We start from the raw sequence: 25,191 nt of genomic DNA on the forward strand, positions 1-25,191 counted from the left end.
ATGAGAATTTACACACGAACTGGAGACGAGGGAAAAACAAGCATCATCGGTGGTCGGGTAGATAAGGATGATACCCGTGTTGAGGCTTACGGAACAGTAGATGAAGTGAATTGTTTTGTCGGACAGGCAATCGTCGAACTCGACCCGCAAATATTTGAAGACGTGCTTGCCGATCTTGAAAAAATACAGCATGAACTATTTGATTGCGGGGGAGACCTTGCAAATGTAACTAAAAAATGGGAAAACAAACTTCAAGAAGAGTCGATTGCCTATTTGGAAGCAAGGATCGATGAATTTACGGACGAGTCACCTGAACTTGAACGCTTTATTTTACCTGGAGGAACAAAGCCTGCTGCTTCCATTCATATTGCCCGAACAATTACAAGAAGGGCAGAAAGATTAGTAGTAAAATTGGCAAAGACTGATTTAAAGACACCGCCAATCGCACAAAAATATTTAAATCGTCTATCAGACTACTTTTTTGCATTGGCAAGGGTGATTAACTATCGGCTGCACGTTAAAGACGTTGAATATGTGCGCAGTGCAAAGGTGTTCCGGGATGGAAAACGAAAGGAAGAAAAGTAGATGAACATTAAAAAATTATGCTTGATCGCATTAATGATTGCCCTGTCAGCAGTCGGAGCAAGCATTAAAATTCCCGCCGTAGTAGATAGTGTAGCATTGGATGCATTACCAGCATTGCTTGCTGCTGCACTATTTGGTGTGAGAGCCGGGGCAATTACGGGAGCGTTAGGACATTTACTTTCAGCGTTAATCGGTGGTTTTCCATTAGGCCCGATGCATATCCTCATTGCACTTGAAATGGCTGTGCTTGTATGGATATTTGGGATTTTATATAAAAAAGGCAAAAAGATCCTGTCGGGTATCGTTTTTATCACGGGGAATGCGTTTGTGGCTCCAATACCGTTTATTTTTCTAATGAATAAAGGCTTTTATGCCGCCATTGTTCCATCATTGTTAATCGGTTCGGTCATTAATACTGTGCTCGCATTAATTATAATTCCGAGACTTTCATCATTAACACAGCATAGGCCGAAAAAGAGAGATGTCCATCTATGAGAAACGTTTTAACCTTCCCATTCCAAGGAAAGGACTCTCTTATAATTGCGACCGATAACAGTGGTGCAATAGGAATGAAAAAGAATGACTTGATCATTGTGCCATATGAAACGACTGCGTATTACTCATTTCGAGTAGCGGTGATGGAATGTATCGCAGCAGGCGGAGAACCTATTTCTGTTGTCCTTACTAATTTTTGCGGCGATGAAGCATGGGAGCAACTGACAAGGGGAATCCAAAAAGGACTTAACGAGCTAGATTTGAAAGTTCCGATTACTGGCAGTACAGAAAGTAATTTTGACATGCAGCAATCAGCAATTGGAATCATCGTCCTTGGCAAAAAAACAATTGGAAAAACGGAGCCCCTGTTTAACGAACAGTCGAAGATTGCGATTATCGGGCTGCCGTTGGTTGGAAATGAGGTAATCAATCAGAACGATCAAATTGTTCCATTACCCATTTTTCAAAAATTTAGCAGGTTAGAAGGAATCACGGTTTGGCCGGTGGGTTCAAAAGGAATTTTATCTGAATGGAACAAGATGTTTAAAGATAAAGAGTTTATGAAGGAACAAGTGATCACAGATGTGGATATTGAAAAATCCTCTGGCCCAGCTACATGTTTTATCGTTCTTTTTCAAGAAAGCTTAGAAACAGAAGTTAAAAAAATAGCAGAATGTTATTTTCATTCCGTCCAAATCATGAATTAAATGAAAGGGGGAAAAAATATGGCGAATCGCCGACTTGTGATTGCAGGTACAGGAAGCGGCGTTGGAAAAACAACCTTGACGATTGGACTCATGTCCGCCCTGATGAAAAAGGGCTATATTGTTCAAGGTTTTAAATGTGGTCCGGATTATATTGACCCCACATATCATACCTCCGTGACTGGCAGGGTTTCAAGAAACATTGACAGTTGGATGCTGAGTCACGAAATGGTAAAAGAGATTGTCAGCCGTGCAAGTGTCGGGGCGGATATTTCCATTATCGAAGGGGTAATGGGATTTTATGATGGAAAAGACCCAACGAATAATCAAGGTTCAACTGCAGAAATCAGCATCATTACCGAAAGCCCGGTAATTCTTGTCGTTAATTGTGGGAGTATGGCACGAAGTGCAGCAGCGATTGTAAAAGGATTTCAAGAATTTCTCAAAGAAACGAATATTGTTGGTGTGATTGCCAATCAAGTTGGCAGTGAAGGGCATTTTCAAATTGTCAAAACAGCGATTGAACAAGAATGCGGCATACCCGTTGTTGGATATTTAAAAATGGATGATGAACTTTGCATTTCCGGAACGGCACTTGGGGTTGATTCCATCGATTGAAAGAGGAGAACTTAAACCATTTTTTGAAAGTCTGGGTGATTTAGTACTGGAAACTATAGATGTTGCATCCATCTATACACTTGCAAAAGCTCCAGCCCTGGAGATTAAGGAATCCCAGTTTATGAGAAGAGAAAAGCTGGAGGTGCGAATTGCTGTTGCCAGAGATGCTGCTTTTAACTTTTATTATCAGGAAAACCTGGACATGTTAGAAGCCTTCGGGGCTGAGCTTGTTGAGTTTTCTCCGTTAAAAGGGGAAGTACTTCCTGAACGTGTAGATGGTTTATATATTGGCGGAGGTTTTCCAGAAGAATTTGCAACAGAGCTTTCCGAGCAAAGGAAGGTAAAAGACTCTATTCGGGCAGCGATTGAAAATGGCTTACCCACTTTGGCTGAATGTGGCGGTTTTATGTATTTAACCGACGTTCTTGAAACGACAGATGGAACGAGCTATGAAATGGCCGGGATCATTCCTGGAAAAGTGAAAATGCAAAACCGGCTTGCTGCACTAGGTTATCGCGAAATATCAGCAGCAGAAGAAAATTATTTATTATCTCCCAACCTAATAGCGAAAGGCCATGAATTCCATTATTCAGTCTTTATTCCAAAAAAGGAAACTCAGCATGCTTATCAAACAAAAGGTATGGGAGGGCTAAAAAAAGAGGGCTTTCTAAAAGGAAATTTAATCGCAGGTTATACTCATTTTCATTTTGGGTCATGCCCTGAAATGGTTGAAAATTGGGTGTTGAAATGTAAAGATTATCAAACAAATGGCTAGGATTTTTCTAAACAGCGGATAAAAATGACCGCTGTTTTTTTATTCAAATTCAACTATAACATAGGTAAATTAGATGAATGATCTTTTTGCATATTAATTTAGTTTCTGAGCATTTTATATATTGATTAAAAAAATCGGAAATGATTTTTATGCTAAAATTAGGAGGACATAATATTGAAAAAGAACAAAACGGGAATCGTTCTTTCACTTGTCTTAGCTGCTGGAACACTGTTAGGTGCTTGCGCTAATAATAACAACGCGGGGAATAAAAATGCAGGCGGAAAAAAAGCGTTCACTGTCGGGATGGTTACAGATATTGGCGGTATTGATGACAAATCATTTAACCAAACATGTTGGAAAGGGCTTCAGGATTTTGGAAAAAAGAATAATTTGAAACAAGGTGCTGGCGGCTACACATACCTTCAATCCAAATCTGATGCTGATTATTCTACAAATTTAAATACCCTTGTACATCAAGGCTTTAATTTAATTTACGGAATTGGCTTTTTAATGCAGGATGATGTTGATAAAGTGGCCAAGCAACAAAAGAATGCTCATTTTGGTATTATTGATGCTGAGGTAAAAGAACCGAATGTTGCAAGTATCTTGTTTAAAGAAAATGAATCATCCTTTCTTGCCGGGGTTGTTGCTGGTATGGTGACAAAATCAAATAAAATTGGATTTATTGGCGGTATGGAAAGTGCTGTTATTGAACGGTTTGAATCGGGATTTGTTGCTGGAGTTAAAGCTTCCAATCCGAACGCAACTGTTGATATTCAATATGCTGCAAGCTTCTCTGACGCTTCAAAAGGACAGGCAATTGCTTCAAGAATGTATTCCACTGGAGATGATGTCATTTTTGCGGCAGCAGGTGCTACTGGTAACGGTTTGTTTAAAGAAGCACACGACCGTTTGGCAAAAGATCCAACCCAGGCAATATGGACCATTGGTGTAGACACGGACCAGGCTGCAACAGGTATCGGAAAAGTAACAGTAAATGGGAAAGAACAGGATACAATCATTACATCTGCTATGAAACGCGTAGATAATGCTGTAGTGGATGTTTCAACTAAAGCCAAAAATGGCAACTTTCCAGGTGGAAAAACAGTAATTTATGGATTAAAAGAAAATGGTGTTGGTTTAGCGCCAATTAACTCAGCTGTTCCAAATAAAGCCGCAATTGAAACGGCAGTAAGTGACTGGACAAATAAAATTAAGTCTGGAGCTTTGAAAGTTCCTAGTACGCGTGCTGAGTTAAAGACATTTAGTACAAAATAAATGAATAAAAATAGCTGTTTGTCATCGAACAAACAGCTATTTTTATTGTGAAGCACGATGCCATCGGTGAAAAAATATAATAACATTAGGCAAAATATAAAAGTATAAAGAGGAGAAATTGTATGCTTACCGAGGCAAATGCGACTAGAACAGACGGTTTATTAACTGTTAGACTTTTTGGTCAGACTCCCACACCATATGATGAAGCAACAATTGTCGGTTATTATCCTGGAACGATAACGTATCTTACGGATCCTTTTTCCGCTCAGATTTTTATTAGAGAGGAGAGAAAATCCGGACTGGAAAATATGTACTGTCCTCCAGTATTGGGGGACACTTGGATTATTAATCACATTATTCGTGACACTTACCATAAAACGGTTGAGATTTTTCTTAATGGCTGCCTTGCCAGGAAAGTACGAGTTATAGAGCTCACAGAAAAAAATATAATTAACATTATTGATTTATAGTTCCACTCTTAAAAAATCGAAATGAAAGGGACTGATGCAGTTATGAACAATATAACGAAATTTAAAATATTAAAGCCAGCAAATGAAGTATATGAAGCTTTCGTAGACCCTTATAAAATTAAAAATTTTTGGTTTTCTTCAAGTTCTGAAAGATGGGAACAGGGAAAGGTCATTACATTGGAATATGATCTATTTGATGCTCAACTGAATATAGAAATAGTAGAAATCGAGGAGAATAGAAAAATTGTGTTTAAGTGGGGGGCAAATGGGGAGGGACATATTGTAAGGATTTCGTTAAATAACTTGGATCATGAAAGCACAATTATTGAAGTGATCGAAGAAGGGTTTAAAGAAGATGATGTAGATCAATTGTTAGATAATAAAGAAGGCTGGGTTTTTATGTTGAGCTGTTTAAAGGGATACCTAGAATTTGGTGTTAATAAATTAAGAGAGGGATTAGTGAAGGAGTGAATAAAAAAGTGGAAAACCTCCTCCCAATTTCGGGAGGAGGTCAATTTAATCAAATTATTAAAGCTTTTTGCGTTTTTGTTTCTTAATAATCATGATACAACGGAGTGGAAATTACGGAAGGAGTTCATGCTGAAACCCTATGAAACTAAGGTCTATTTATTAAAATAGATTTTTATGGCCAATTTTTTATTTTCAATCCTAAATTTTAAGAGCGTTATTCATATTAACATGTCTTTATTATTGTCCTCTTAAAACTTTTACACTAAACTTTTAGAATATAATACTTTTTTTGCTGGAGGATACATGTCTATTAAAGTTCAAGATTTAAATAAATCCTTTCGTGTCCATGTAAGAAAGGAAGGCTGGACAGAAGCATTACGCAGTTTATTTAAACGGGAATACGAAACCGTTGATGCGGTGAAGGACGTGTCATTCACCATAAATACAGGAGAAATTGTTGGGTTTTTAGGACCAAATGGAGCTGGAAAAACCACCACGATTAAGATGTTAGCTGGTTTGATGCATCCATCTTCTGGGAAAATTGAAGTGAACGGTTTTAAGCCGCAGGAGCAGAAGAATGAGTTTAAAAAAATCATGAGTTTGGTAATGGGGCAAAAGAGTCAATTGATATGGGATATTCCTCCGATGGAGACTTTTCTGGTGAATAAAAGCGTCTACGAAATAGACGAAAAAATCTTTCGCCAAACCTTAGATGAGTTGGTTGAATTGCTAGAATTATCACCCTTACTTGGAAAACCAGTTCGCAATTTGAGTTTGGGTCAGCGGATGAAGTGTGAATTAGCGGCATCGTTATTGCATCGACCCTCCATTCTTTTTTTAGATGAGCCGACGATTGGATTGGATGTAAATACGCAAGAAAAAGTGCGTCAGTTCATTGCCAAATATAATCGTGAACACAAAACAACGATACTTTTAACCTCTCATTATATGGGGGATGTAACTGCTCTTTGTGACAGGGTATTGATCATAAATCACGGGAAACTTCTATACGACGGTGAGCTGCAAGTTTTATCGGAAAGATTGACTCCTTATAAACTATTGGAGGTTCGTCTACCTTCCAGTTCAAAGGGTCCTTGGGAAAACTTCGGTGAAGTGGTTACTTTCGAAGATGGGAAACTGACGCTTCGAGTTGCAAGGGACCGTGTACCGTCAGTCTCATCCGAATTGCTTGCAAAGTTTGAAATTAATGATTTAAATATTCAGGATCCCCCGATGGAAGAGGTTATTACGTTAGCTTTCCAGGAGGCATCCCATGCTAACTAAATACCGAGCAATTATACGGATGAAATATGTAGAGATGTTTTCATATCAGCTTTCTACGATGGTTTGGATGTTTGGCACGATGGTCCAGCCTTTGATTACGATGATGGTGTGGATGAATATCTATCCGAATCAAGGGGACTCGTTCATTTTGTATTTTACGTCCCTGATTATGGTCGAGCGTCTTACAAGTGCTTGGGACATATGGGAAATGGATCGGCAGATAAGGGAAGGCACATTCTCATATCAAATTGTTCGACCATTTCATCCGATTCATTGGGCGATCGCCGAAAATATTGTTTATAAAGGATTGTTTTTAGTTGTTCTATTACCTTGTTGGATCATTTTGTCTTTCTTTATTCCTGCTCTTCAGTTACATCTATCGGTAAGCGAGTGGGGACTATTTTTAGCTGCACTGTTACTTGGAGCGATAATTCGCTTTGCTGTTAGTTTTATGTTCGGGATTTTGTGTTTTTGGATGACGAAAGTCACCGCAATCTATGCCATGATTGAAACGGTTTCGTTATTTATTTCAGGAAGGATCGCCCCGTTTTCTCTCCTGCCGCCTGTCGTCAAACAAATCAGTACCTTCTTACCGTATCGCTATATGATTGGCTTTCCTTTAGAAATTTTAACAAAGGCCGACGATCCTCAAACACTTATGGTTGGATTTATGGGGTCTTTCATTTGGGCTTTCGTTCTTATCGGGGCAATAGGGTGGTTATGGAAGGCCGGTTTAAAGAAAAACCAGGCGATGGGAGGATAATACATGAGGCGCTATTGGAGAATATTTAAAGAATTTTTTCGAACTTGTCTTGTAGAAGAGCTTGAATATCGCAGTGAATTTATCGGAAACCTCTTCTCAAGTCTATTTGGAATTGTAGTCTCGATTTTAATGGTACAAATCTTTTTCTATCAAACAGATCAGTTGGGCGGTTGGGCATATTCCGATGTTCTGATTCTTCTTGGTATTTATAATACCTTGCAAGGGTTGATTGATTTTGCTCTTCGGCCGAATATGCCAAGACTTCTTTTACATATTAGGATGGGAACCTTGGATTATGTACTAACAAAACCGGTTGATAGTATGTTTTTTGTGAGCCTGAGGCATCTTGTTTTTTGGCGTTTGATTGATGTCTTGTTAGGGATTGGATTACTTATTTATGGTCTGATCCAAAAGCATTTCATGCCTTCTTTGCTTGATGTTGGGTTCTTTTTCATTAGCATACTTGCTGCTCTTTTAATCATCTATTCTTTATGGATGTTGCTGATGACCACTGCCTTTTGGGTGATTCGGATGGATGATTTGTCCTTTCTTTTTAACTCCTTTTTTGAGACAACTCGGTTCCCGATCACTATGTATAAAGGGTGGCTGCGAATCGCTTTGACGTATGTTTTACCTGCAGCATTTCTTACCTTTACTCCGGCAAGTTCTTTAATTGGTAAGTGGGATGGCGGGACAACCCTTATGTCAGTCATTGTTGCTGCTGTTTTCTTTTGGCTGGCACGCCGATTTTGGAAGTTTGCACTTGCCAATTACACGAGCGCCAGCAGCTAATAAAAGAGGTGTCCCCAATAGTCTGTTTTTAACGGAAACCAAGGGGCACCGAAGATGATGTTTGAAAACTTTTTATGTTACCTAAAATTCTATTAATCGGAGTTTTGGGTCACATAGAAGCGTTCTATGTGACCGAGAGAGGAATAAAACGAGGCTTAAGGTAACTTAGAAGCGTTCTATATGACCGAAAGTTGAATAGAACCAGACTTAAGGTCACATAGAGAAACATTTCATAAAATGATAAAAAAGCTAATCCGCATTGTATTAGCTTTTTTATATTCTTTTGTTATACCTTCTCCTTCTCTAACCGGTCGTTCGGCAAAAAGAGAGCAATAATTGAGCCGGCCAATGGCAGAAGGGAGAGAATCGTAAAGACGGTCGCAACACCAAAGATGTCAGAGATACCCCCCATGAAGACCGAGCCGATTCCCCCAGCCCCAACGCCAAAACCAATGGAAAGTCCAGAGGCCATCCCAATGTTCTTAGGCAGCATCATTTGCATATAAACCACGCTGACTGAGAAAGAGGAAAGAACACTAAATCCAAAGAACAGTAAATCGAGAACTGATAGCACTCCATGTAAATATGGAAATGCTAAAGCAAAAGGCGTTGCAATTAGCATGGAGATGACAAGTAAACGTTTCATGCCGAGTTTGTCTGACCAAACCCCGCCAAAGAAAGTCCCCAGGCGCCGGCTCCTACAAAGACGAAGCTAAGGATTTCTGATTGTTGAATAGTTAGGTTGTGCATGTAAAAAGGCAAAAAGACTACGACTCCAATTTGGCACCATGACCTTAGGATGATGACACAAGACAAGAGGCTTGCTCCGAGAAAATTATTTGTTCCTTTTAATTCCTTTACTCTTTTCAGGTTAGATGCCTCTAATTTTTTAGCTAACCAAGGGAGAATCTGACTAGTTAATAAAAGGGACAAAAGTGCAACTGGAAGGAGCCAAAGTAGTCCATGGATCCCTGAGCGTGTTACAAAGAGTGAAACTACTAATGGACCGAAGGCTTGCCCTGAATTTCCGCCTACTTGAAAAATGGCCTGGGCGAGTCCTTTTTTAGAACCAGAAGCAAGATGAGTACCCCGTGAGGCTTCCGGGTGAAATGCGCCAGAGCCCAGTCCTGAAATCGAAATAAAAAGCAGCAGCCATGGCAGTGATGGTGCGAGTGCTGTTAATACGAGTCCTATGATGGAGCAAAACACCCCTGCTGAAAACAGCCATACTTGTGGCTTGCGATCTGCAAACATACCAAAAAGCGGCTGAGAAACTGAAGAAGTTAAATAGGAAATTAAAACCACCAATGTAGCCTGGGTATAGTTTAGATGAAAGTGGTCTTTATAAAGCACTACTAATGCAGGAACCATTCCTGTAGTTACCAAGTCATTTAAAAAATGAGAACCGCTGAAGGTAAAAATTGCTCGGCGGTAAAGGGGCTCTTGCCCTTTCTCTTTAACCAGTGATTGAGAATTAGTTGCCATTTGTTGGCACCTCCTCGTGTAAAGCAATTTTCGACAAACTTCTTCAACCCCTTATCTGGGTCCTCTTAAAGATTAGTTTATTCTAATTCAATTGTCACGCTCTAATATTCATTCATTTAGAAAAACCTTCATAAAGTTTAATGGAGGTGTTGAAATGGGAAAGAAGATCAGTGAAATTGAATGTCTTGTTTGCAACGGGATTCATTTTAGAAAAGGGAATTTCAAAGCGCAATATGAAAGATATGATGAATATGTCCGAATGAATGAGAATTCTGAAGCAGAAATAAAATTCTTTTTGGAATCTGAAGAAGAAAATCCATTGACAAGAATACCGGAACAGTCAAATGTATATTCTTATATTTGTGAAGAATGTGGATTTATCATGAGTTTTAATAAGGAAAAACGAGTGGAAAGTAAAAAACAAGAACGGGGAAGAAAACAAAAAGAAAGAATGTATGATTGGACAAAATTCAAAAACATTTAGAGTTTAACACTCAAACGCAAGAGGAGTGTTTTTCTTTTGCATCAAAATTTACTGACAACGATAAAGAAGCAAAATGAAAAGCCCGAAAACAATAGTTCGGGCTTTTTTTACAGTTCAGTTATAAATACTATTTATAACTGAAAAGTTCTTCTATAATATATTTGAGATTTTGCAGTTCCACTTTCCAGGCAGATCCTGCTTTCTCTTCTAAAGAAGAAAGAGCACTTTTGATGAGATATTTCCTCGGTGTGTTGTACTGATTCGTTTCTTCTTGAATAAAGTCCAAAAGCTCATGATATTTAGTTTGCTCTTTGTCCTCACTTAAACATCTTTTTAATGCTGAAATGCAGGTAGATATTTTTTTCTGAAAAGAATGGTCAGAATTCTGGCAATCTGGCAGCCATTTTTCCAATATTCTCGGGTTCAATAATTGAATCCCGTTTTTATCAATCTCATCTACCATAATCTCTAACCGCCCGACAGTATAACGAATGACATGCTTTATACTGCTATCTTTTTCATTAGCTAAGAAATGAAAATGAATATTTTGGTGAAGCATTCCGATAAACATGATGGCACAATCGAGTAAATAAGGTTGTTTGCTTTTTCCGAATAGATCCACAAAACGGTTAAATATCCAATTGACATACATGATTTGAGTACGTTTTAAAAATTGCTTTAGAATCGGATCATTAGAGACAAATACCTCTTCAAAAAGAACTAAAAGCTTATTCCTCCGATTAAATTCCATATGGAGTTCCACTTGACGAATAAATATTTCAATATCAGAAGGGGACTGCCCAACTAAAAGCTGATTTCGTTCATCATTAATTTTCTGATTCAAGGAAGTAAAGATGGCAATTAGCAATTCGTTTTTTGAGGAAAAATAATTATAGAAGGTACCTTTTGAGATACCGCTGAAATCAATAATATCTTGAATCGAAGTAGCTTGAAAGCCTTTTTCAATAAACAACTGATGTGCCTTATTAATGACATGCTGTTTTCTATCATTCATATTATTCACCTTTGATTCTCATTAGACTACCTGTACAAAAATTATTATACTTTATTTCCCGTTTGTAAACAATTACTGTTTTTCTGCGGTATTTTTTTGTTGCAAAAAATGAACCGACGGTATATGATATGTTTTGTGCATAACAACAGTATAAAAAAATGAACAGCAAGTTCAATTGGGGGAATACAAATGGAAACATCCATTAAACATAAAAGCTCTCCATACGGGATTATTGCAATCTTGATGATAGGAGCTTTTATTTCGATGTTAAATGAGACGTTATTGAATGTGGCATTGCCATCTATCATGAAGGATTTAGATGTTAATGCGTCAACAGTTCAATGGCTGTCAACAGGATATATGCTTGTAAATGGGGTCATGATCCCAGCAACAGCATTTTTAATTCAAAAATATACAGTAAGAGGATTATTCATAACTGCTATGTGTTTATTCACGGCAGGGACGATCCTGGCTGGATTCGCTCATGTCTTCCCGCTATTACTAGTTGCCAGAATGATTCAAGCATCCGGTTCGGCAATCATGATGCCGTTATTAATGAATGTCATGTTAACAAGCTTCCCTCCTGAAAAAAGGGGCGGAGCAATGGGGCTCTTTGGATTAGTATTTATTTTTGCCCCAGCGGTTGGACCAACATTATCAGGTTATTTAATTGAACATAATAGCTGGAGAGTTTTGTTCCACCTTGTATCGCCAATTGCGATTATTGTTCTGCTAATTGCTTTTTTCCTTCTAAAAGACAAAAGAGAAAAAGTAGACATTCGTCTAGATTTCTTCTCATTAGTGTTGTCGAGCATTGGCTTTGGCGGATTACTTTATGGATTTAGTTCCGCTGGTGAGAAAGGCTGGGATAGCCCGCAAGTTTATGTAACGATTATTGCAGGAGCAATTAGTTTGGTGTGGTTTATTCTTCGCCAGAACAAACTGGAAAAACCGATGCTTAACTTCAAGGTCTATAAATATCCGATGTTCGCCTTATCATCTGCGATTTCGATCGTAATTGCGATGGCAATGTTCTCAGCAATGCTGCTTATGCCAATTTATTTACAAACCATTCGCGGCATTTCACCACTGAAGTCAGGTTTACTTATGCTCCCTGGTTCCATATTAATGGGGATCATGAGTCCAATTACCGGGAAATTATTTGATAAATTTGGCGGCAGGGTCCTCGCTATCATAGGATTAGCAATTACTACCTTTACAACCTATATGTTTAGTAAATTAACATTAGATACTTCTTATACTAATTTAATTCTCTTATATTCCGCACGAATGTTTGGAATGTCCATGGTGATGATGCCGGTTATGACGAACGGTTTAAATCAGCTTCCTGCTCGTTTCTATCCGCATGGAACAGCGATGAACAATACGTTACAGCAGGTTTCTGGTGCCATTGGTTCAGCTCTCTTAGTAACAATTATGTCAAACCGGACAAAAACACATGCAACCGACCTGGCAGCATCTGCTATGAAACATTTGACTGGTCAGCCAACTCCGGAAATGTTCGCAACCATGAAGCAACAAATAGCCATGAAGGCCATGCTCGAAGGGATCAACGACTCATTTCTTGTTTCAGTGGGCATTGCCTGCATTGCATTAGTTCTTGCCTTCTTTATTAAACGAGCTAAACAAGCAGAAGATCCTACAGATTCCGATCTAAAAATATCCGGAAACAAGGTCATCAACAAGCTTGCAGAGAACTAAAACGAGCTAATATCTAAAGACTAAATCTTCAGGGCATGAATTCGGTTTAGAATCGAATTCATGCCTTTTCAATTTCTATAAAAATTGATGGCTAAAATTTGTAAATAAATATTCCAATAAAGTACTAATTTATTTTTCTCTAGGATTTATAATAAAAGGGAGATTTTACATAGGAGGCCTTAAAATGAAGATCTTAGTAATTGGTGCCGGGGCTGTTGGAGGTTATTTTGGCGGGCGATTGCTCGAAAAGGGTGAAGATGTTACATATTTAGTGAGAGAAGGCAGACAAAAACAACTGCAAGATCTTGGTCTTGATATTGAAAGTATCCATGGGAATGCCTTGCTGCATCCAAAAACAATTCTTGCAGGCGAAGAAGCAGGCCCGTTTGATGTGATTTTATTGACCACAAAATCTTATCACCTAGATGGTGCAATAAAAGACATACGCCCATATGTAACGGAAGAAACGGTCATATTACCATTATTGAATGGAATTTTACATTTTGAAACATTAGATAAAGAATTTGGCGCAAATAAGGTAATTGGCGGACTTTGTTTCGTTGAATCAACTCTTGATAGTAAAGGAAGAATTATTCAAACCAGCCCAGGGCATGACTTTGTTTTTGGAGAGCGATCTGGAGAAAAGACAGAGCGGATCATGAAGATCGCAGAAGTATTTAGCGGAACAAAAGCCAATTTCCGTTTAAGCGAAAACATAAGCCAAGACTTGTGGCATAAATATATGTTTATTTCAACCATGTCGGGGATTACCACTTTAATGAGGCAGCCGATTGGTCCTATCCGTGAAACTGAATCTGGAAATCATACAATCAAACGTCTGCAATCTGAAATATTTAAAATCATGAAAAGTGTGGATGCTCCGATTGCGGAAGAGATTGAAAGCATGCAAATGAAGCAAATAACAGGATTAGGCTATACGATGAAATCTTCGATGCAAAGAGACATGGAGAAGCTAGCCCAAGTAGAAGTCGAGCATTTACATGGGTATTTGCTGGAGATCGCACAAAGAGAAAAGATTGATGTGCAGGTTCTCGAAGCTGTTTATGCAAATTTAAAAATTTATCAGGAACAGCTTTAAATATTATATTTGCACTATTTAGTGAGTCAAAAGGGCCCTTAAGTATTTAAGGCCTTTTAATTTTTCTCCTTTTCAGCTTTATTTCAGATTGCCCGATTACACTGAATACAGAATTGATTGGACTCAAAAAGGAGAATTAAGCTGATGATTGATTTCTTTTCAGTATGGAGCCTTATCCGGGCATCTGGATTTTTAGCATACTTCTTTATGACCCTCTCCCTTGCCTTTGGACTGCTAAATTCACTTTCGATCATGAAGAAAAAGAAAGCAGTGCTGCTAATCTATCACCAGACAAGCAGCTGGTTTGGGTTATTGACCATTGTTTTTCATATGACACTGATTTGGAAGGACACGTATGTCCCCTATTCCTTAACTGAACTTTTCATCCCTTTCTTCGCAAAAAATGCACCTTTCTTGTCGGCATTTGGCACTATTGCGTTTTATTTATTCTTATTAGTGATTGGCACCTCAGATTTTTTTATAACAAAATTGGGCCGTGAAAGGTGGAAGAAAATTCACATGGCTGTGATTCCTGCTTGGGTGATGATGGTTGTTCATGGTTTGGCAATCGGAACAGATTCGTCAAAGTCATGGGCACTTTCCATTTACGCAGCTGGTATCATTCTTATCATTGTCCTCGTACTTTTTCGATTTGTGGACTCATTATTGTTACGGCAGTCATCCCAAGCCAATAAAAACAACAAATCCAAGATTTAATTTTAATGCATATCTGGAAACAGTAAAAAAACACTTGGAAAATACTCCAAGTGTTTTCTTCTTATCTTAGCAGCATCTGGAAACTTTTCCATCTTTCCCGTTATAGCGCGCATTTTGAGCTTCACAGAAAAATTCTTTTCTTGACTGAATCGGTTTCCCGGGATGATGGATTTCCATATGTTCAACATATTTTTCATAGCTGGGAACCCCGACAAGCAGGCTAAAGAATTGTTTCCGATACTCCAATATCTTTTTCATTTTATTAAGCATATGTTTTCACATCTCCATTGTTGTCTCGAGGTACATATGGTTCTTCGTGAGTAGGCAGTTTATGATTGGAAATTACCTTAAACCAAATAGCCAAAGCTGATATGAGTACGATGACAACCACGGCCATAAAGATACCTGTTAAGGTAGCATCCACATAGTCATTAACGAGTACCTGCTTCATTTGTGCCATATTTGTTGCCGGTGCAACTACTTTTCCGTTATCATAGGCAGCTTTAAAATTTTTGGCATGTGATAAGAATCCAATCTTAGGATTAGGATCAAAGAGCTTCTGCCAGCCAGCAGTCAATGTTACGATTAACAGCCATGTGGTAGGAAGCAAGGTAATCCATGTGTAAGCTTTTTTGCCCATTTTGAAGAGCAATGTTGTTCCAAGGAGCAAGGCGATACCAGCCAGCATTTGGTTGGCGATACCAAATAAAGGCCAAAGAGTATTGATTCCGCCAAGAGGGTCAATAACACCCTGATACAAGAAATAACCCCAGCAAGCGACACAAAGGGTTGTTGCAATGATGTTTGGAACTAAGGCATCTGTTCTTTTGAATGGCTTGTAAACAGTTCCTACAAGATCCTGAATCATGAAACGGCCGACACGAGTTCCGGCATCTATGGTTGTTAGAATAAATAATGCTTCAAATAGAATGGCAAAATGGTACCAGAATGCCATTAATGCTTTTCCACCAACAATATTAGAGAAAATAGTTGCCATTCCAATTGCGAGTGTTGGAGCACCACCGGTCCTTGAGAGAATCGATTGCTCACCTACATGTTTGGCAATGGTGGTGATATCACTTGGTGAGACGGTATATCCCCAACTGCTGATCGTGTGTGCCGCTGTAACGGCATCCGCACCAATAACGGCAGGAGGACTATTAATAGCAAAGTAAACGCCAGGGCTCAGTACACACGCAGCAATCATCGCCATTGCTGCAACAAATGATTCTGTCAGCATGGCACCATAACCGATTGGACGGGCATGTGATTCTAATTCGATCATTTTAGGTGTTGTTCCTGAAGAAATAAGCGAGTGGAAACCAGAAACAGAACCACAAGCAATTGTAATAAATATGAAGGGGAAGAGGTTTCCTGAAAAAACAGGACCTGTCCCATCAATAAACTTAGTAAGTCCAGGCATTTTAAGCTCTGGAGCGACGATGATAATTCCAAGGGCAAGAGCTAAAATGGTTCCGACTTTTAAGAATGTACTTAAATAATCCCGTGGTGCCAACAAGAGCCAAACTGGGAGAACAGATGCAATAAATCCATAAATAATCATCATGATAGCAATTGTTTCGCCTTTAAATGTAAACATTTTTGCTAAAGCAGGATCTTGTGACACATATTGTCCAAAATAAAGGGCCAAAAGCAACAGGATAATCCCAATGATGGAAGCCTCACCGACACGGCCTGGCCGAATAAAGCGCATATAAATACCCATTAAGATAGCAATTGGGATCGTGCAGGCAATCGTAAACATTCCCCATGGGCTTCCAGTTAACGCTTTCACGACAACTAATGCTAATACTGCTAATAAAATAATCATAATACCTAAAATTCCAACCATTGAAATGAAGCCTGTCACAGGGCCCATTTCCTCTTTGATCATTTCTCCAAGTGACTTCCCATTTCTGCGCATGGAACCCCAAAGGATAATAAAATCCTGGACAGCTCCAGCTAAAACAACCCCGACTATGATCCAGATTGTTCCCGGAAGGTAACCCATTTGCGCTGCAAGGATTGGTCCGACTAGCGGGCCAGCACCAGCAATCGCCGCAAAGTGGTGGCCAAACAGAACAACTCTGTTTGTTGGAACATAGTCCTTTCCATCATTGTGAATTTCGGCAGGTGTCTTTCGAGTATCATCTAGTTGAAAAACTCTTTGTGCAATAAATTTGCTGTAAAACCGATAGCCTACTGCATAAGTACAGACTGCTGCAGTTAACAGCCAAATTGCATTGATCGTTTCACCGCTGTTTAGTGCCATAACTGCAAAACCTGCGGCACCTAGCGCTGAAATGACCCCCCATAATAGTATGGATTTTAGTGCTTTCACATTACTCGCCACCTTTCTGTTATACAACAATATTATATTCCTTAATTCGGAATGTTTGAACTATTATGTAGAATTATTTTAAAAAAATACTTATTTTTAACAATTTAAAATGAATGTCAATTGATTCACAGAATTATTTTCTTTAAACTGTTAGAGAATCTAATGTTGAAATAATAGTGGAGAGAGATCAAGATGAACCTAGAAGTTGAAACATACGAAATTATGGAACTCTGCTTACTGGCAGGAAAAATCATGCTTCAAAGCGGAGCAGAGACCTATCGTGTAGAGGATACAATGATGAGGATGGCTGCAACATTTGGCATAATGGAGACTCACAGCTATGTAACTCCTACGGGGATTATTTTCTCAGCTGAAGGTTTCACGCCAACAAAAACAAAACTTATACGAATACTAGAACGCTCTACTGATTTAAAGAAGGTTGCTATGGTCAATGAGGTTTCGAGGGAAATTAGCAGTGGAGCCCTATCTCTTCAGGAAGCACTGAGCCAATTAAAAGAAATAGAAACTCAAAATATGACGTTTCCAATGAAACTGCAGGCAGCAGCTGCTTCAATTGCCAGCGGTTGTTTTTTAATTATGTTTGATGGCAATTGGAATGATTTTATTCCTGCCATGATCTCAGGCGGGGTTGGGTATCTAAGTTATGTTAGGTTCCATCGGTTTGTCCCAATTAAATTTTTTTCTGAGTTCCTTGCATCTTTTCTTATCGGTTTGCTCTCATTGTTTTTTGTAAAAATAGGTGCAGGGCATCAACTCGATAAAATTGTAATTGGATCAGTGATGGCATTAGTTCCAGGGATTATTAATTACCAATGCAGTCAGAGATTTAATGGCGGGTCATCTTGTTTCAGGGTTATCAAAGGGAGCCGAGGCATTTCTAACTGCTTTTGCGATCGGGTCCGGAATTGCAGTTGTACTCACCTTTATAGGTAAATGAAAAGATAAGATTTTTAGAAGGAAGGTGTCTGCCATATTTGCACAATTATTAACAAGTTTCATTGCAACAGGTGCATTTGGCATTCTTTTTAATGCGCCTAAACAAACGCTAATCAAGTGTGGATTAATCGGAACGGGCGGCTGGATTATCTATTATTACTTGGATCATAATAACCATAATGCAGTTTTGGCAACGGTAGCAGCATCCATCTTTGTAGGTGTTGTAAGTCATGTATTAGCAAAGGTTTTTAAAACTCCAGTCATTATATACAGTGTTGCAGGAATTATACCGCTTGTCCCAGGGGGGCTTGCGTATGATGCTATGAGAAACTTTGTTGAGAATGATTATAACGCTGCCCTTAATTTAGCTGCAAAAGCCTTTATGTTATCAGGCTCGATCGCCTTTGGCCTCGTTTTTTCAGAGGTCATTAACCAAGTCGTTCGAAAACTATCAGACAAACGAACCTATTTAAAGAAATCTTGAGGAAGCCAAAATAATAAATATTAGATGGAAAAATAGGGGGCTTTACTATAAAAAATATACTTATAGCAATGAGTATTGCTGCAGCTATACTTTTTTCCACAAGGATGTTCCAAAATGTGCAAAAACAAGTGAAGGTTTCTTCTCCGGCCTTAAATACTGTTTCCTTAAATCAGCATGAAACCGCATTAGCAGAGAAACAGGGGATTATGCTAGATCATAAACTACTTAATGTTCCATTAATTGCTCAGATGTCTGCCCCTAAACTTTATAATGGGTGTGAGGTAACGAGTCTTGCCATGATTTTAAATTATAACGGGTATCTTGTAACGAAAAATGAATTAGCGGAAAAAATTAAAACAGTCCCCCTTACTTATTCTAATGGGCTAAAAGGTAACCCTAATATGGGGTTTGTTGGTGATATCGATGATGGTCCTGGTTATGCGGCTTACAATGGCCCCATTTATGATTTAGCTAAACAATATGCGGGTGATAAGGTCGTAAATCTAACCAGCAGTACATTTATAGACTTACTAAAAACAGTAAGTAACGGCCAGCCCGTTTGGGTAATTACAACTTCCAGCTTTGCGCCTGTTTCTGATTTTGTAAAATGGCAGACACCGCAAGGTTCAGTGGATGTAACGTTCAGTGAACATAGTGTTGTCATTACGGGATATGACAGCAATTATATCTATATTAATGATCCATACGGATTTAAGAATCGAAAAATCAATCGGGCAAATTTTGAAAGGGCTTGGGAACAACTGGGAAGCCAAGGCATTTTTATAAAGAAAACTCGCCGATTGGCGAGCCCCTAAGGGCGAAGACAGAGGCGTAGTTGCACTTATGCGACATAGGAAAGTATAAATTTTTGATAAAAATTTATACTTTCCTGGCTAAAAAATCAATGAAAAATGGACAAAGGCAGAGGATAATCCCCTGCCTTTTTTGCTTTTCTTTTGTATTCGTAAGTAAAAAATATTTATATTTAAAGTTAAAGTATTCTGTACAATAACTGCTGCCGCGGTTTTAAATTCCACCCGGTGGTTTTTAACCTAAACGATGTAAGCCCTACCTCTCTTACATCCTTACGGCTCCGAAGCCGATCCAGTGTGAATAAGTCATTCTTAACAACAAAAGTAGAATGCCAGTTCATTTTTTACATTACGGTAGTCTGTTATTCAAAAGATGTATTTGAAAGCACAATAACTAATGATATATTAGTTAACTTTATTTGTCAATAAAAATAAGTCTGTTTATTCCTCACGAATTTTTCGCATTCCAATCATCTGTCGAGGCTGCCTAAAAATTAATCGTTGACTAATGATAATCAAGACAATAAATCCTAGACTAATGATCACTCCCATTCTTTGTGTGGGATGCAAAAGTCCGCCAGATACTGTTATGAGAATTAAAGCTATACCAATATAAGAGGTAATCGGATATCCCGCCATGTGAAACAAGTTATCTTGCTTTGAATGTCTTCTAAGCTTGACTTGAGAAGAAAGGATAATAATCCAATTAAGAATTAACATAACACCAGCTGACGTAGTTACATATTCATAAATCGTACCTGGCAATACATAAGAAAAGATGAGAAATGCTCCAAGGGCCAGGCCGGTAAGCAAAAGTGCTTTTATAGGTGTGCCTTTTTGGTTCTTTTCAGCAAAAAATTTTGGAGCGTCACCGTCTTCAGCTAAGGAAAGCAGGATATTTGTTACTGAAAAAAGAGCCCCAACCATGGTCGAAAATGCTGCACTGATAATAATGATGTTAAAAATGGAATCCATGTAAGGGATATTAAAGACGGATAATGCCGTAACAAACGGACTCTTAGAAGCATCTATTTTTGTCCAGGATACCATGGTTAAAACTAGCAGAATTGATAGGATATAAACAGCAACAAGGGCGAAAAGCATACCTATGCCGGCTTTTGGAACATCATCCTTGTTTTTCAATTCGGAGGAAGCAATCCCAATTACTTCAATACCTCCAAAAGAGAAGAAGACAAAGATGAGTGCTGACCACATTCCTGTAATTCCATTTGGCGCAAAGTTATGGAAGGCATTTTTTTCAGACAATGAGACAGCATGTGGTGAAATGATATGGAAAAATAAAAGGGCCCCAAAGACGATAAAAACGATTAATGTTGTGAGTTTAACAATTGCAAAGAGTGATTCAATTTTACCGAAATTTTTTACACCTAAAAGATTTATTCCAAAAGCGACCGCTGCATATAAAACTGAAAAAAGCCAAAGTGGAACATGCGGGAACCAAAACTTAGTGAAAGTCGCAAGAGCCACAACCTCGCTGGACATAATTAAGACTCCTGCCAGCCAATACATCCAGCCTGAAAGAAATCCCATTCTATTCCCAAATGCCTTTCTAGCGTAGGTTCGAAATGAACCTGGGGCGGGGTCACGGACCGTCATCTCAGCCAAGGCACTAAAGACAAAGAAAGCAGTGATTCCAGCGACTAAATAATTGATCAGAATGGCTGGCCCGGCGGTTTGAATTGAAAGACTTGTTCCTAAAAAAAATCCTGCACCAATAATAGAACCAATTCCTATTAGTGAAAGCTGCCACCAAGAAAGTCCTGGTGATTTTCCTTGTACGCGGTTCTCGGCTTTTTTATAGCGGACTTTCTGCTTAACAACATGGTCGTTTGTCATAACAAATCTGCTCCTTTCGAGAGGCTTTCAATTATGTTTCCCTATATTCAATTTTGCACACTGAATTTTAAATAAAATGGACGATAATTGAAAAGGTTAATATTAATAATATTTAAGTTATATGGAGATAGTAAATTCATCTATCTGTAAATTGTCAAAAATATGGTTGTTATTTACTTGGGACTTATTTCAAATAAATTTATTTTTCGAAAATATTGCTTTTTTGAAAAAATAATTATATTATTTCAATATGCAATCATTCGACATTTTTCAAATTAATCGTTCGATTATTTTTGTCAGAATATTTCGAAAACAGCACACAACTCATGGAGGTTGATTTCATGAATTTATTTAGGAAAAAGTCTTTACAAGAATTAATTTCAGAAACGGAAAATAAAGGGGTCACCTTAAAAAAGGAATTAGGTGCCTTTGATTTATCTATGCTTGGTATTGGTGCAATTATCGGTACGGGGATTTTCGTTCTTACAGGGGTAGCTGCAGCGGAGCATGCAGGACCAGCACTTATTCTTTCATTTATTTTATCAGGATTAGCTTGTGTATTTGCAGCTCTTTGTTACGCAGAATTTGCCTCAGCTGCGCCTGTATCAGGCAGTGCTTATACGTATAGCTATGCAACCTTTGGAGAATTAATTGCTTGGATACTAGGGTGGGATTTAATTCTTGAGTACGGACTAGCTTCATCAGCAGTTGCAAGTGGATGGTCCGGATATTTTCAAGGCCTACTTGCAGGTTTTGGGATCCATTTTCCAAAAGCTATTACTAGCGCATACGATCCGGCCCATGGAACGTTCGTCGATGTACCAGCAATCTTAATTACCCTAATTATTACATTCCTTTTAACACAAGGCGTTAAAAAATCAGCTCGCTTTAACTCAACGGTTGTAATGATTAAACTGGCTGTAGTTGTTTTATTTATTGCGGTGGGTGCTTGGTATGTGAAGCCGGCAAACTGGACTCCGTTTATGCCATTTGGATTTTCTGGTGTAGCAACTGGTGCGGCAACTGTGTTCTTTGCTTATATTGGGTTTGATGCTGTTTCGACTGCCGCCGAGGAAGTGAAAAATCCACAGAAGAATATGCCTATAGGGATCATTGCATCTTTGCTTGTTTGTACCGTTCTTTATATCATTGTCTCAGGAATTTTAACGGGAATTGTACCTTACACACATTTAGATGTTAAAAATCCGGTTGCTTTTGCTCTTAATTATATTCATCAGGATTGGGCAGCAGGCTTTATCTCTATTGGTGCAATTTGCGGGATTACAACGGTATTACTTGTTATGATCTATGGACAAACTCGTTTGTTCTATGCAATCAGCCGTGATGGATTATTGCCAAAGGTATTTTCAAGTGTGGATAAAAAGAAACAAATTCCAATGGTAAATACATGGATTACATGTGTGCTTGTTTCCATTTTTTCTGGACTTGTTCCACTTGGCAGATTGGCTGAACTAACAAACATTGGAACGTTATTTGCTTTCATGACAGTTTCAACAGGGATTTTGTATCTTCGAAAAACAAAAGGGGTTCCAACTGGTGGCTTCCGTGTTCCCTTTGTTCCGTGGATCCCAATTCTTGCTTTCATATTCTGCGGATACTTAGCATTACAATTACCTGCAATAACTTGGATAAGTTTCGTTGTATGGTTAGTAATCGGCTTATTCGTTTACTTTGGATATGGAGTGAAACACTCTACACTAAATGAAAAGAATGAAAACCTAAAGAAAATAGTATAAAAACAGCAAAATACGCTTGGAAACCCAAGCGTATTTTTTTAATTCACGAATGCAATGGATACCTTATTCATTGTTAATGAAGTGGAAGGAATAATTCGACTTTTGTTCCTGAACCTTCTTTACTCGAAATTTTAATTTCTCCTTTGTGTAACTTTACAATACTTTTAGCAATGTGCAGTCCTAAGCCTGAGCCTCCAGTTTCTCTGCTCCGTGCTTTGTCCACTCGGTAAAACCGTTCGAAAATATTATTGATCTCATCAGAGGGGATTCCTATCCCATAGTCTCTTACCTGTACGATGGCATATTGTTCGTTCTTTTCTATAAATACATCAATTTTATCCTTGCTATATTTCATTGCATTATCAAGTAAAATAATAATGACCTGTTTAATTTTTAATTCGTCTGCATGGATTACGATAGGGTATTTTTCATAATGTAAGGTTATTTCTCGATGATAGGCATCTTTTAGTTGTTTAAAAATACCTTTGCATAAAGACACCAAATCCAGTTTATTGATTTCCAGAACATTCTCTTTTTCCAAGTTGGCGATATCCAGAAAAGTTTCAGTCATTTTTTGGATTCGAGTTGCCTCTGAATGAATGGCTTCGATTGCTTCGTCAGCCATTTGTTTATCTTGTAATCCATGCCTTCTGAGAAAATTTGCATAGCTTTTAATGACTGTTAAAGGCGTTTTTAATTCATGGGATGCATCGGAAACAAACTGCTTTTGTTTTTCCATACTTTCTTGGAGGCGGTGAATCATTCGATTAAACGTTTTTGCCAATGTCTGTAGTTCATCTTTCGTCTTGTTTTGAATGGTGATGGTCTTGGGAACACCGCTTTTTTCAATTTCCTCCATGGTTTTGATCATACTTGAAATCGGCCTCATAATTATATTAGCCAGCCATCTTCCTCCAAGTAAAGATAACAAGGCTGCTAATATCGTGGAAAATCCCAATATCGCTCGAAGAATCTCTTTTCTTGTTTCGAGCCCGATTAATTGTTCTCCAATTTCCAAGCTTTCATTGACACTTGTCCCACTATTTATTGGCACACGAACAATCAATACTTCCTCTTCGCCATTTTTCAGTGATAACAAATGTGTCTGAGCTTGCTTTGTTTCAACGTATTTTCCTTTTATTTTTTTGGATAGTAAGGAATCATTTGTTGCTTCATGTGTGACCTTGTTTTGCGGCTGCAAAATTCTGATATAAGAATGGGCAGTTAAATAATCTTTTAATTCCCTATTGATATTACTATTAGAAGGAGAAAGTGACTGAATGTCTTTTATAATATCTCCAGCTTTTTGATATTGTAAATCCTCTTCCATATTCACTGTTGACTTCATAAATAAAAAGTAGACAACCATATTAATGAGTATCATAATGCACAACATCCATGCAGTTGTTAAAAGATTAATTTTTGTTGTGATCCTCATCTGTTTTCTCCTTTATGGTATACCCAACACCTCGTACGGTAGTAATTAATGGGGAAGAAAATCCTTCATCAATTTTTTTTCTTAGATGTGTTACCGTAACATCAATTATGTTGGTTTCACCTTCGTAATCAAATCCCCATACATTCTGCAGAATGTTATCTCGTGTTACTACCTTATTTTTATTCACTACTAAATAAACAAGAAAATCATATTCCTTGGGGGTTAAAGAAATGGTTTTTCCCGACCTCTTTACTTCCCTGGCGTCCTTATCAATGATTAAATCCTCAACCTTTAGGAAAGGCTGTTTTTCTTTTGATATCGGAGAGGTACGTAAACAAGCACGAATCCGCGCTAATAGCTCTTCAATTTCAAACGGTTTTGTCACATAATCATTTGCCCCATGATCCAAGCCTGAAACTTTGTCCCATGTCGTGTTTCGAGCTGTTAAAAGAATAACAGGGGTGCTCTTGTTTTCCTTTCTTAATCTTCTTAATACTTCAATTCCGCTTAATCCAGGCAGCATTACATCCAATAAAATCAAGTCCATTTCGGTTTGTAAGGCGGTATCTAATCCAGTTTTTCCGTTATGTTCGACTGTTACCTGGTAACCTTCAAATTCCAATTCCATTTGTAAGACACGTGCAATTTTCGTTTCATCTTCTATTACAAGAATATTTGTTTTCACTTTCCCTTCACCTCTCCACTCTAAAGATATTTACGTACATAATTAAATTGAAATCAATGCCGTTCATAGAGTTAATCTCCCAGGAAAAACCTTTCTATCCACA

At 38.2% G+C, this 25,191-nt stretch carries 24 protein-coding genes and 2 pseudogenes; 18 read left to right on the forward strand and 8 right to left on the reverse strand.

The window, feature by feature from the left end; translation table 11 throughout:
- From RCG17_RS16905 to RCG17_RS16950, 10 genes and pseudogenes are all read left to right on the forward strand, one after another.
- Window positions 1–585: a cob(I)yrinic acid a,c-diamide adenosyltransferase gene (locus RCG17_RS16905; protein WP_308171305.1), complete on the forward strand. Its 585-nt coding sequence runs from the start codon at window positions 1–3 to the stop codon at window positions 583–585.
- Window positions 586–1,080 carry an ECF transporter S component gene (locus tag RCG17_RS16910; RefSeq protein ID WP_308171306.1) on the forward strand — a complete coding sequence of 165 codons (495 nt, stop codon included), beginning with the start codon at window positions 586–588 and terminating at the stop codon, window positions 1,078–1,080.
- Window positions 1,077–1,787, forward strand: a complete 711-nt coding sequence (locus RCG17_RS16915) for an AIR synthase related protein (protein WP_308171307.1) — start codon at window positions 1,077–1,079, stop codon at window positions 1,785–1,787. The genes RCG17_RS16910 and RCG17_RS16915 overlap by 4 nt, the downstream gene beginning before the upstream one ends.
- 18 nt (window positions 1,788–1,805) lie before the next feature.
- A pseudogene (locus RCG17_RS16920) lies at window positions 1,806–3,177 on the forward strand (cobyrinate a,c-diamide synthase).
- Window positions 3,178–3,351: 174 nt separating this feature from the next.
- On the forward strand, window positions 3,352–4,455 hold the full coding sequence (locus RCG17_RS16925) for a BMP family lipoprotein (protein WP_308171308.1): 1,104 nt from the start codon (window positions 3,352–3,354) through the stop codon (window positions 4,453–4,455).
- Window positions 4,456–4,577: 122 nt separating this feature from the next.
- Window positions 4,578–4,925 carry a hypothetical protein gene (locus RCG17_RS16930; protein WP_308171309.1) on the forward strand — a complete coding sequence of 116 codons (348 nt, stop codon included), beginning with the start codon at window positions 4,578–4,580 and terminating at the stop codon, window positions 4,923–4,925.
- Window positions 4,926–4,967: 42 nt separating this feature from the next.
- The gene (locus RCG17_RS16935; protein WP_308171310.1) at window positions 4,968–5,396 is read left to right on the forward strand and encodes an SRPBCC domain-containing protein; all 429 of its coding nucleotides are present in this window, start codon (window positions 4,968–4,970) and stop codon (window positions 5,394–5,396) included.
- Between the two features lie 303 nt (window positions 5,397–5,699).
- Window positions 5,700–6,680: an ABC transporter ATP-binding protein gene (locus RCG17_RS16940; protein WP_308171311.1), complete on the forward strand. Its 981-nt coding sequence runs from the start codon at window positions 5,700–5,702 to the stop codon at window positions 6,678–6,680.
- Window positions 6,670–7,443, forward strand: a complete 774-nt coding sequence (locus RCG17_RS16945) for an ABC transporter permease (protein ID WP_308171312.1) — start codon at window positions 6,670–6,672, stop codon at window positions 7,441–7,443. Before RCG17_RS16940 ends, RCG17_RS16945 begins: the two co-directional genes overlap by 11 nt.
- Before the next feature lie 3 nt (window positions 7,444–7,446).
- Complete coding sequence (locus RCG17_RS16950) at window positions 7,447–8,235, forward strand: ABC transporter permease (protein ID WP_308171313.1); 789 nt, start codon at window positions 7,447–7,449, stop codon at window positions 8,233–8,235.
- Window positions 8,236–8,521: 286 nt separating this feature from the next.
- On the opposite strand, the gene RCG17_RS16955 is transcribed toward RCG17_RS16950, so the two are convergent.
- Complete coding sequence (locus RCG17_RS16955; RefSeq protein ID WP_308171314.1) at window positions 8,522–8,881, reverse strand: MFS transporter; 360 nt, start codon at window positions 8,879–8,881, stop codon at window positions 8,522–8,524.
- Window positions 8,878–9,720, reverse strand: a complete 843-nt coding sequence (locus RCG17_RS16960) for an MFS transporter (RefSeq protein WP_308171315.1) — start codon at window positions 9,718–9,720, stop codon at window positions 8,878–8,880. Before RCG17_RS16960 ends, RCG17_RS16955 begins: the two co-directional genes overlap by 4 nt.
- A gap of 154 nt (window positions 9,721–9,874) precedes the next feature.
- Here RCG17_RS16960 and RCG17_RS16965 point away from each other — a divergent pair, with 154 nt between their 5' ends.
- The gene (locus tag RCG17_RS16965; protein WP_308171316.1) at window positions 9,875–10,204 is read left to right on the forward strand and encodes a hypothetical protein; all 330 of its coding nucleotides are present in this window, start codon (window positions 9,875–9,877) and stop codon (window positions 10,202–10,204) included.
- A 127-nt stretch (window positions 10,205–10,331) separates the two neighbouring features.
- Here RCG17_RS16965 and RCG17_RS16970 read toward each other — a convergent pair whose 3' ends face one another.
- Window positions 10,332–11,219: a TetR/AcrR family transcriptional regulator gene (locus tag RCG17_RS16970; protein WP_308171317.1), complete on the reverse strand. Its 888-nt coding sequence runs from the start codon at window positions 11,217–11,219 to the stop codon at window positions 10,332–10,334.
- Window positions 11,220–11,408: 189 nt separating this feature from the next.
- Between RCG17_RS16970 and RCG17_RS16975 the strand changes: the two genes are divergently transcribed.
- From RCG17_RS16975 to RCG17_RS16985, 3 genes are all read left to right on the forward strand, one after another.
- Window positions 11,409–12,941: a DHA2 family efflux MFS transporter permease subunit gene (locus RCG17_RS16975; protein WP_308171318.1), complete on the forward strand. Its 1,533-nt coding sequence runs from the start codon at window positions 11,409–11,411 to the stop codon at window positions 12,939–12,941.
- A 184-nt stretch (window positions 12,942–13,125) separates the two neighbouring features.
- The gene (locus RCG17_RS16980; RefSeq protein WP_308171319.1) at window positions 13,126–14,040 is read left to right on the forward strand and encodes a ketopantoate reductase family protein; all 915 of its coding nucleotides are present in this window, start codon (window positions 13,126–13,128) and stop codon (window positions 14,038–14,040) included.
- A 144-nt stretch (window positions 14,041–14,184) separates the two neighbouring features.
- Window positions 14,185–14,757, forward strand: coding sequence for a ferric reductase-like transmembrane domain-containing protein (locus RCG17_RS16985; protein ID WP_308171320.1), 573 nt, complete (start codon window positions 14,185–14,187; stop codon window positions 14,755–14,757).
- A gap of 66 nt (window positions 14,758–14,823) precedes the next feature.
- Here the strand turns inward: RCG17_RS16985 and RCG17_RS16990 are convergent, their stop codons facing one another.
- Together RCG17_RS16990 and RCG17_RS16995 are read right to left on the reverse strand one after the other, a co-directional pair.
- Entirely contained in the window at window positions 14,824–15,027 is a 204-nt protein-coding gene (locus tag RCG17_RS16990) for a YbdD/YjiX family protein (RefSeq protein WP_308171321.1), read from the reverse strand.
- Window positions 15,020–17,098: a carbon starvation CstA family protein gene (locus tag RCG17_RS16995; RefSeq protein ID WP_308171322.1), complete on the reverse strand. Its 2,079-nt coding sequence runs from the start codon at window positions 17,096–17,098 to the stop codon at window positions 15,020–15,022. The genes RCG17_RS16990 and RCG17_RS16995 overlap by 8 nt, the downstream gene beginning before the upstream one ends.
- A gap of 192 nt (window positions 17,099–17,290) precedes the next feature.
- Here RCG17_RS16995 and RCG17_RS17000 point away from each other — a divergent pair.
- The 3 genes and pseudogenes from RCG17_RS17000 (at window position 17,291) to RCG17_RS17010 (ending at window position 19,354) form a co-directional block, all read left to right on the forward strand.
- A pseudogene (locus RCG17_RS17000) lies at window positions 17,291–18,056 on the forward strand (threonine/serine exporter family protein).
- Between the two features lie 33 nt (window positions 18,057–18,089).
- Window positions 18,090–18,539, forward strand: a complete 450-nt coding sequence (locus tag RCG17_RS17005) for a threonine/serine exporter family protein (RefSeq protein WP_308175868.1) — start codon at window positions 18,090–18,092, stop codon at window positions 18,537–18,539.
- A 68-nt stretch (window positions 18,540–18,607) separates the two neighbouring features.
- On the forward strand, window positions 18,608–19,354 hold the full coding sequence (locus RCG17_RS17010; protein WP_374120837.1) for a C39 family peptidase: 747 nt from the start codon (window positions 18,608–18,610) through the stop codon (window positions 19,352–19,354).
- A gap of 438 nt (window positions 19,355–19,792) precedes the next feature.
- Here RCG17_RS17010 and RCG17_RS17015 read toward each other — a convergent pair whose 3' ends face one another.
- Window positions 19,793–21,208: an amino acid permease gene (locus tag RCG17_RS17015; RefSeq protein WP_308171324.1), complete on the reverse strand. Its 1,416-nt coding sequence runs from the start codon at window positions 21,206–21,208 to the stop codon at window positions 19,793–19,795.
- Between the two features lie 341 nt (window positions 21,209–21,549).
- On the opposite strand from RCG17_RS17015, the gene RCG17_RS17020 reads away from it, so the two are divergent.
- Entirely contained in the window at window positions 21,550–22,965 is a 1,416-nt protein-coding gene (locus RCG17_RS17020; RefSeq protein ID WP_308171325.1) for a branched-chain amino acid transporter BcaP, read from the forward strand.
- 73 nt (window positions 22,966–23,038) lie between these two features.
- Here RCG17_RS17020 and RCG17_RS17025 read toward each other — a convergent pair whose 3' ends face one another.
- Together RCG17_RS17025 and RCG17_RS17030 are read right to left on the reverse strand one after the other, a co-directional pair.
- Window positions 23,039–24,403 (reverse strand): sensor histidine kinase, encoded by a 1,365-nt coding sequence (locus RCG17_RS17025; protein WP_308171326.1) that lies wholly within the window; start codon window positions 24,401–24,403, stop codon window positions 23,039–23,041.
- On the reverse strand, window positions 24,381–25,088 hold the full coding sequence (locus RCG17_RS17030) for a response regulator transcription factor (protein WP_308171327.1): 708 nt from the start codon (window positions 25,086–25,088) through the stop codon (window positions 24,381–24,383). The genes RCG17_RS17025 and RCG17_RS17030 overlap by 23 nt, the downstream gene beginning before the upstream one ends.
- Between the last annotated feature and the right edge of the window lie 103 nt (window positions 25,089–25,191).

It is taken from the genome of Neobacillus sp. PS3-12 (genome assembly GCF_030915385.1).
Lineage (GTDB): Bacteria > Bacillota > Bacilli > Bacillales > Cytobacillaceae > JAEVLT01.

Coding starts and splice junctions, on each gene's coding strand:
- RCG17_RS16915 (WP_308171307.1), top strand. CDS start 1,077: ATGAGAAACGTTTTAACCTTCCCATTCCAAGGAAAGGACTCTCTTATA.
- RCG17_RS17025 (WP_308171326.1), bottom strand. CDS start 24,403: ATGAGGATCACAACAAAAATTAATCTTTTAACAACTGCATGGATGTTG.
- RCG17_RS16930 (WP_308171309.1), top strand. CDS start 4,578: ATGCTTACCGAGGCAAATGCGACTAGAACAGACGGTTTATTAACTGTT.
- RCG17_RS16955 (WP_308171314.1), bottom strand. CDS start 8,881: ATGAAACGTTTACTTGTCATCTCCATGCTAATTGCAACGCCTTTTGCT.
- RCG17_RS16935 (WP_308171310.1), top strand. CDS start 4,968: ATGAACAATATAACGAAATTTAAAATATTAAAGCCAGCAAATGAAGTA.
- RCG17_RS16910 (WP_308171306.1), top strand. CDS start 586: ATGAACATTAAAAAATTATGCTTGATCGCATTAATGATTGCCCTGTCA.
- RCG17_RS17015 (WP_308171324.1), bottom strand. CDS start 21,208: ATGACAAACGACCATGTTGTTAAGCAGAAAGTCCGCTATAAAAAAGCC.
- RCG17_RS16960 (WP_308171315.1), bottom strand. CDS start 9,720: ATGGCAACTAATTCTCAATCACTGGTTAAAGAGAAAGGGCAAGAGCCC.
- RCG17_RS17020 (WP_308171325.1), top strand. CDS start 21,550: ATGAATTTATTTAGGAAAAAGTCTTTACAAGAATTAATTTCAGAAACG.
- RCG17_RS16980 (WP_308171319.1), top strand. CDS start 13,126: ATGAAGATCTTAGTAATTGGTGCCGGGGCTGTTGGAGGTTATTTTGGC.
- RCG17_RS16985 (WP_308171320.1), top strand. CDS start 14,185: ATGATTGATTTCTTTTCAGTATGGAGCCTTATCCGGGCATCTGGATTT.
- RCG17_RS16990 (WP_308171321.1), bottom strand. CDS start 15,027: ATGCTTAATAAAATGAAAAAGATATTGGAGTATCGGAAACAATTCTTT.
- RCG17_RS16965 (WP_308171316.1), top strand. CDS start 9,875: ATGGGAAAGAAGATCAGTGAAATTGAATGTCTTGTTTGCAACGGGATT.
- RCG17_RS16970 (WP_308171317.1), bottom strand. CDS start 11,219: ATGAATGATAGAAAACAGCATGTCATTAATAAGGCACATCAGTTGTTT.
- RCG17_RS16950 (WP_308171313.1), top strand. CDS start 7,447: ATGAGGCGCTATTGGAGAATATTTAAAGAATTTTTTCGAACTTGTCTT.
- RCG17_RS16975 (WP_308171318.1), top strand. CDS start 11,409: ATGGAAACATCCATTAAACATAAAAGCTCTCCATACGGGATTATTGCA.
- RCG17_RS17010 (WP_374120837.1), top strand. CDS start 18,608: ATGAGTATTGCTGCAGCTATACTTTTTTCCACAAGGATGTTCCAAAAT.
- RCG17_RS16940 (WP_308171311.1), top strand. CDS start 5,700: ATGTCTATTAAAGTTCAAGATTTAAATAAATCCTTTCGTGTCCATGTA.
- RCG17_RS16905 (WP_308171305.1), top strand. CDS start 1: ATGAGAATTTACACACGAACTGGAGACGAGGGAAAAACAAGCATCATC.
- RCG17_RS16945 (WP_308171312.1), top strand. CDS start 6,670: ATGCTAACTAAATACCGAGCAATTATACGGATGAAATATGTAGAGATG.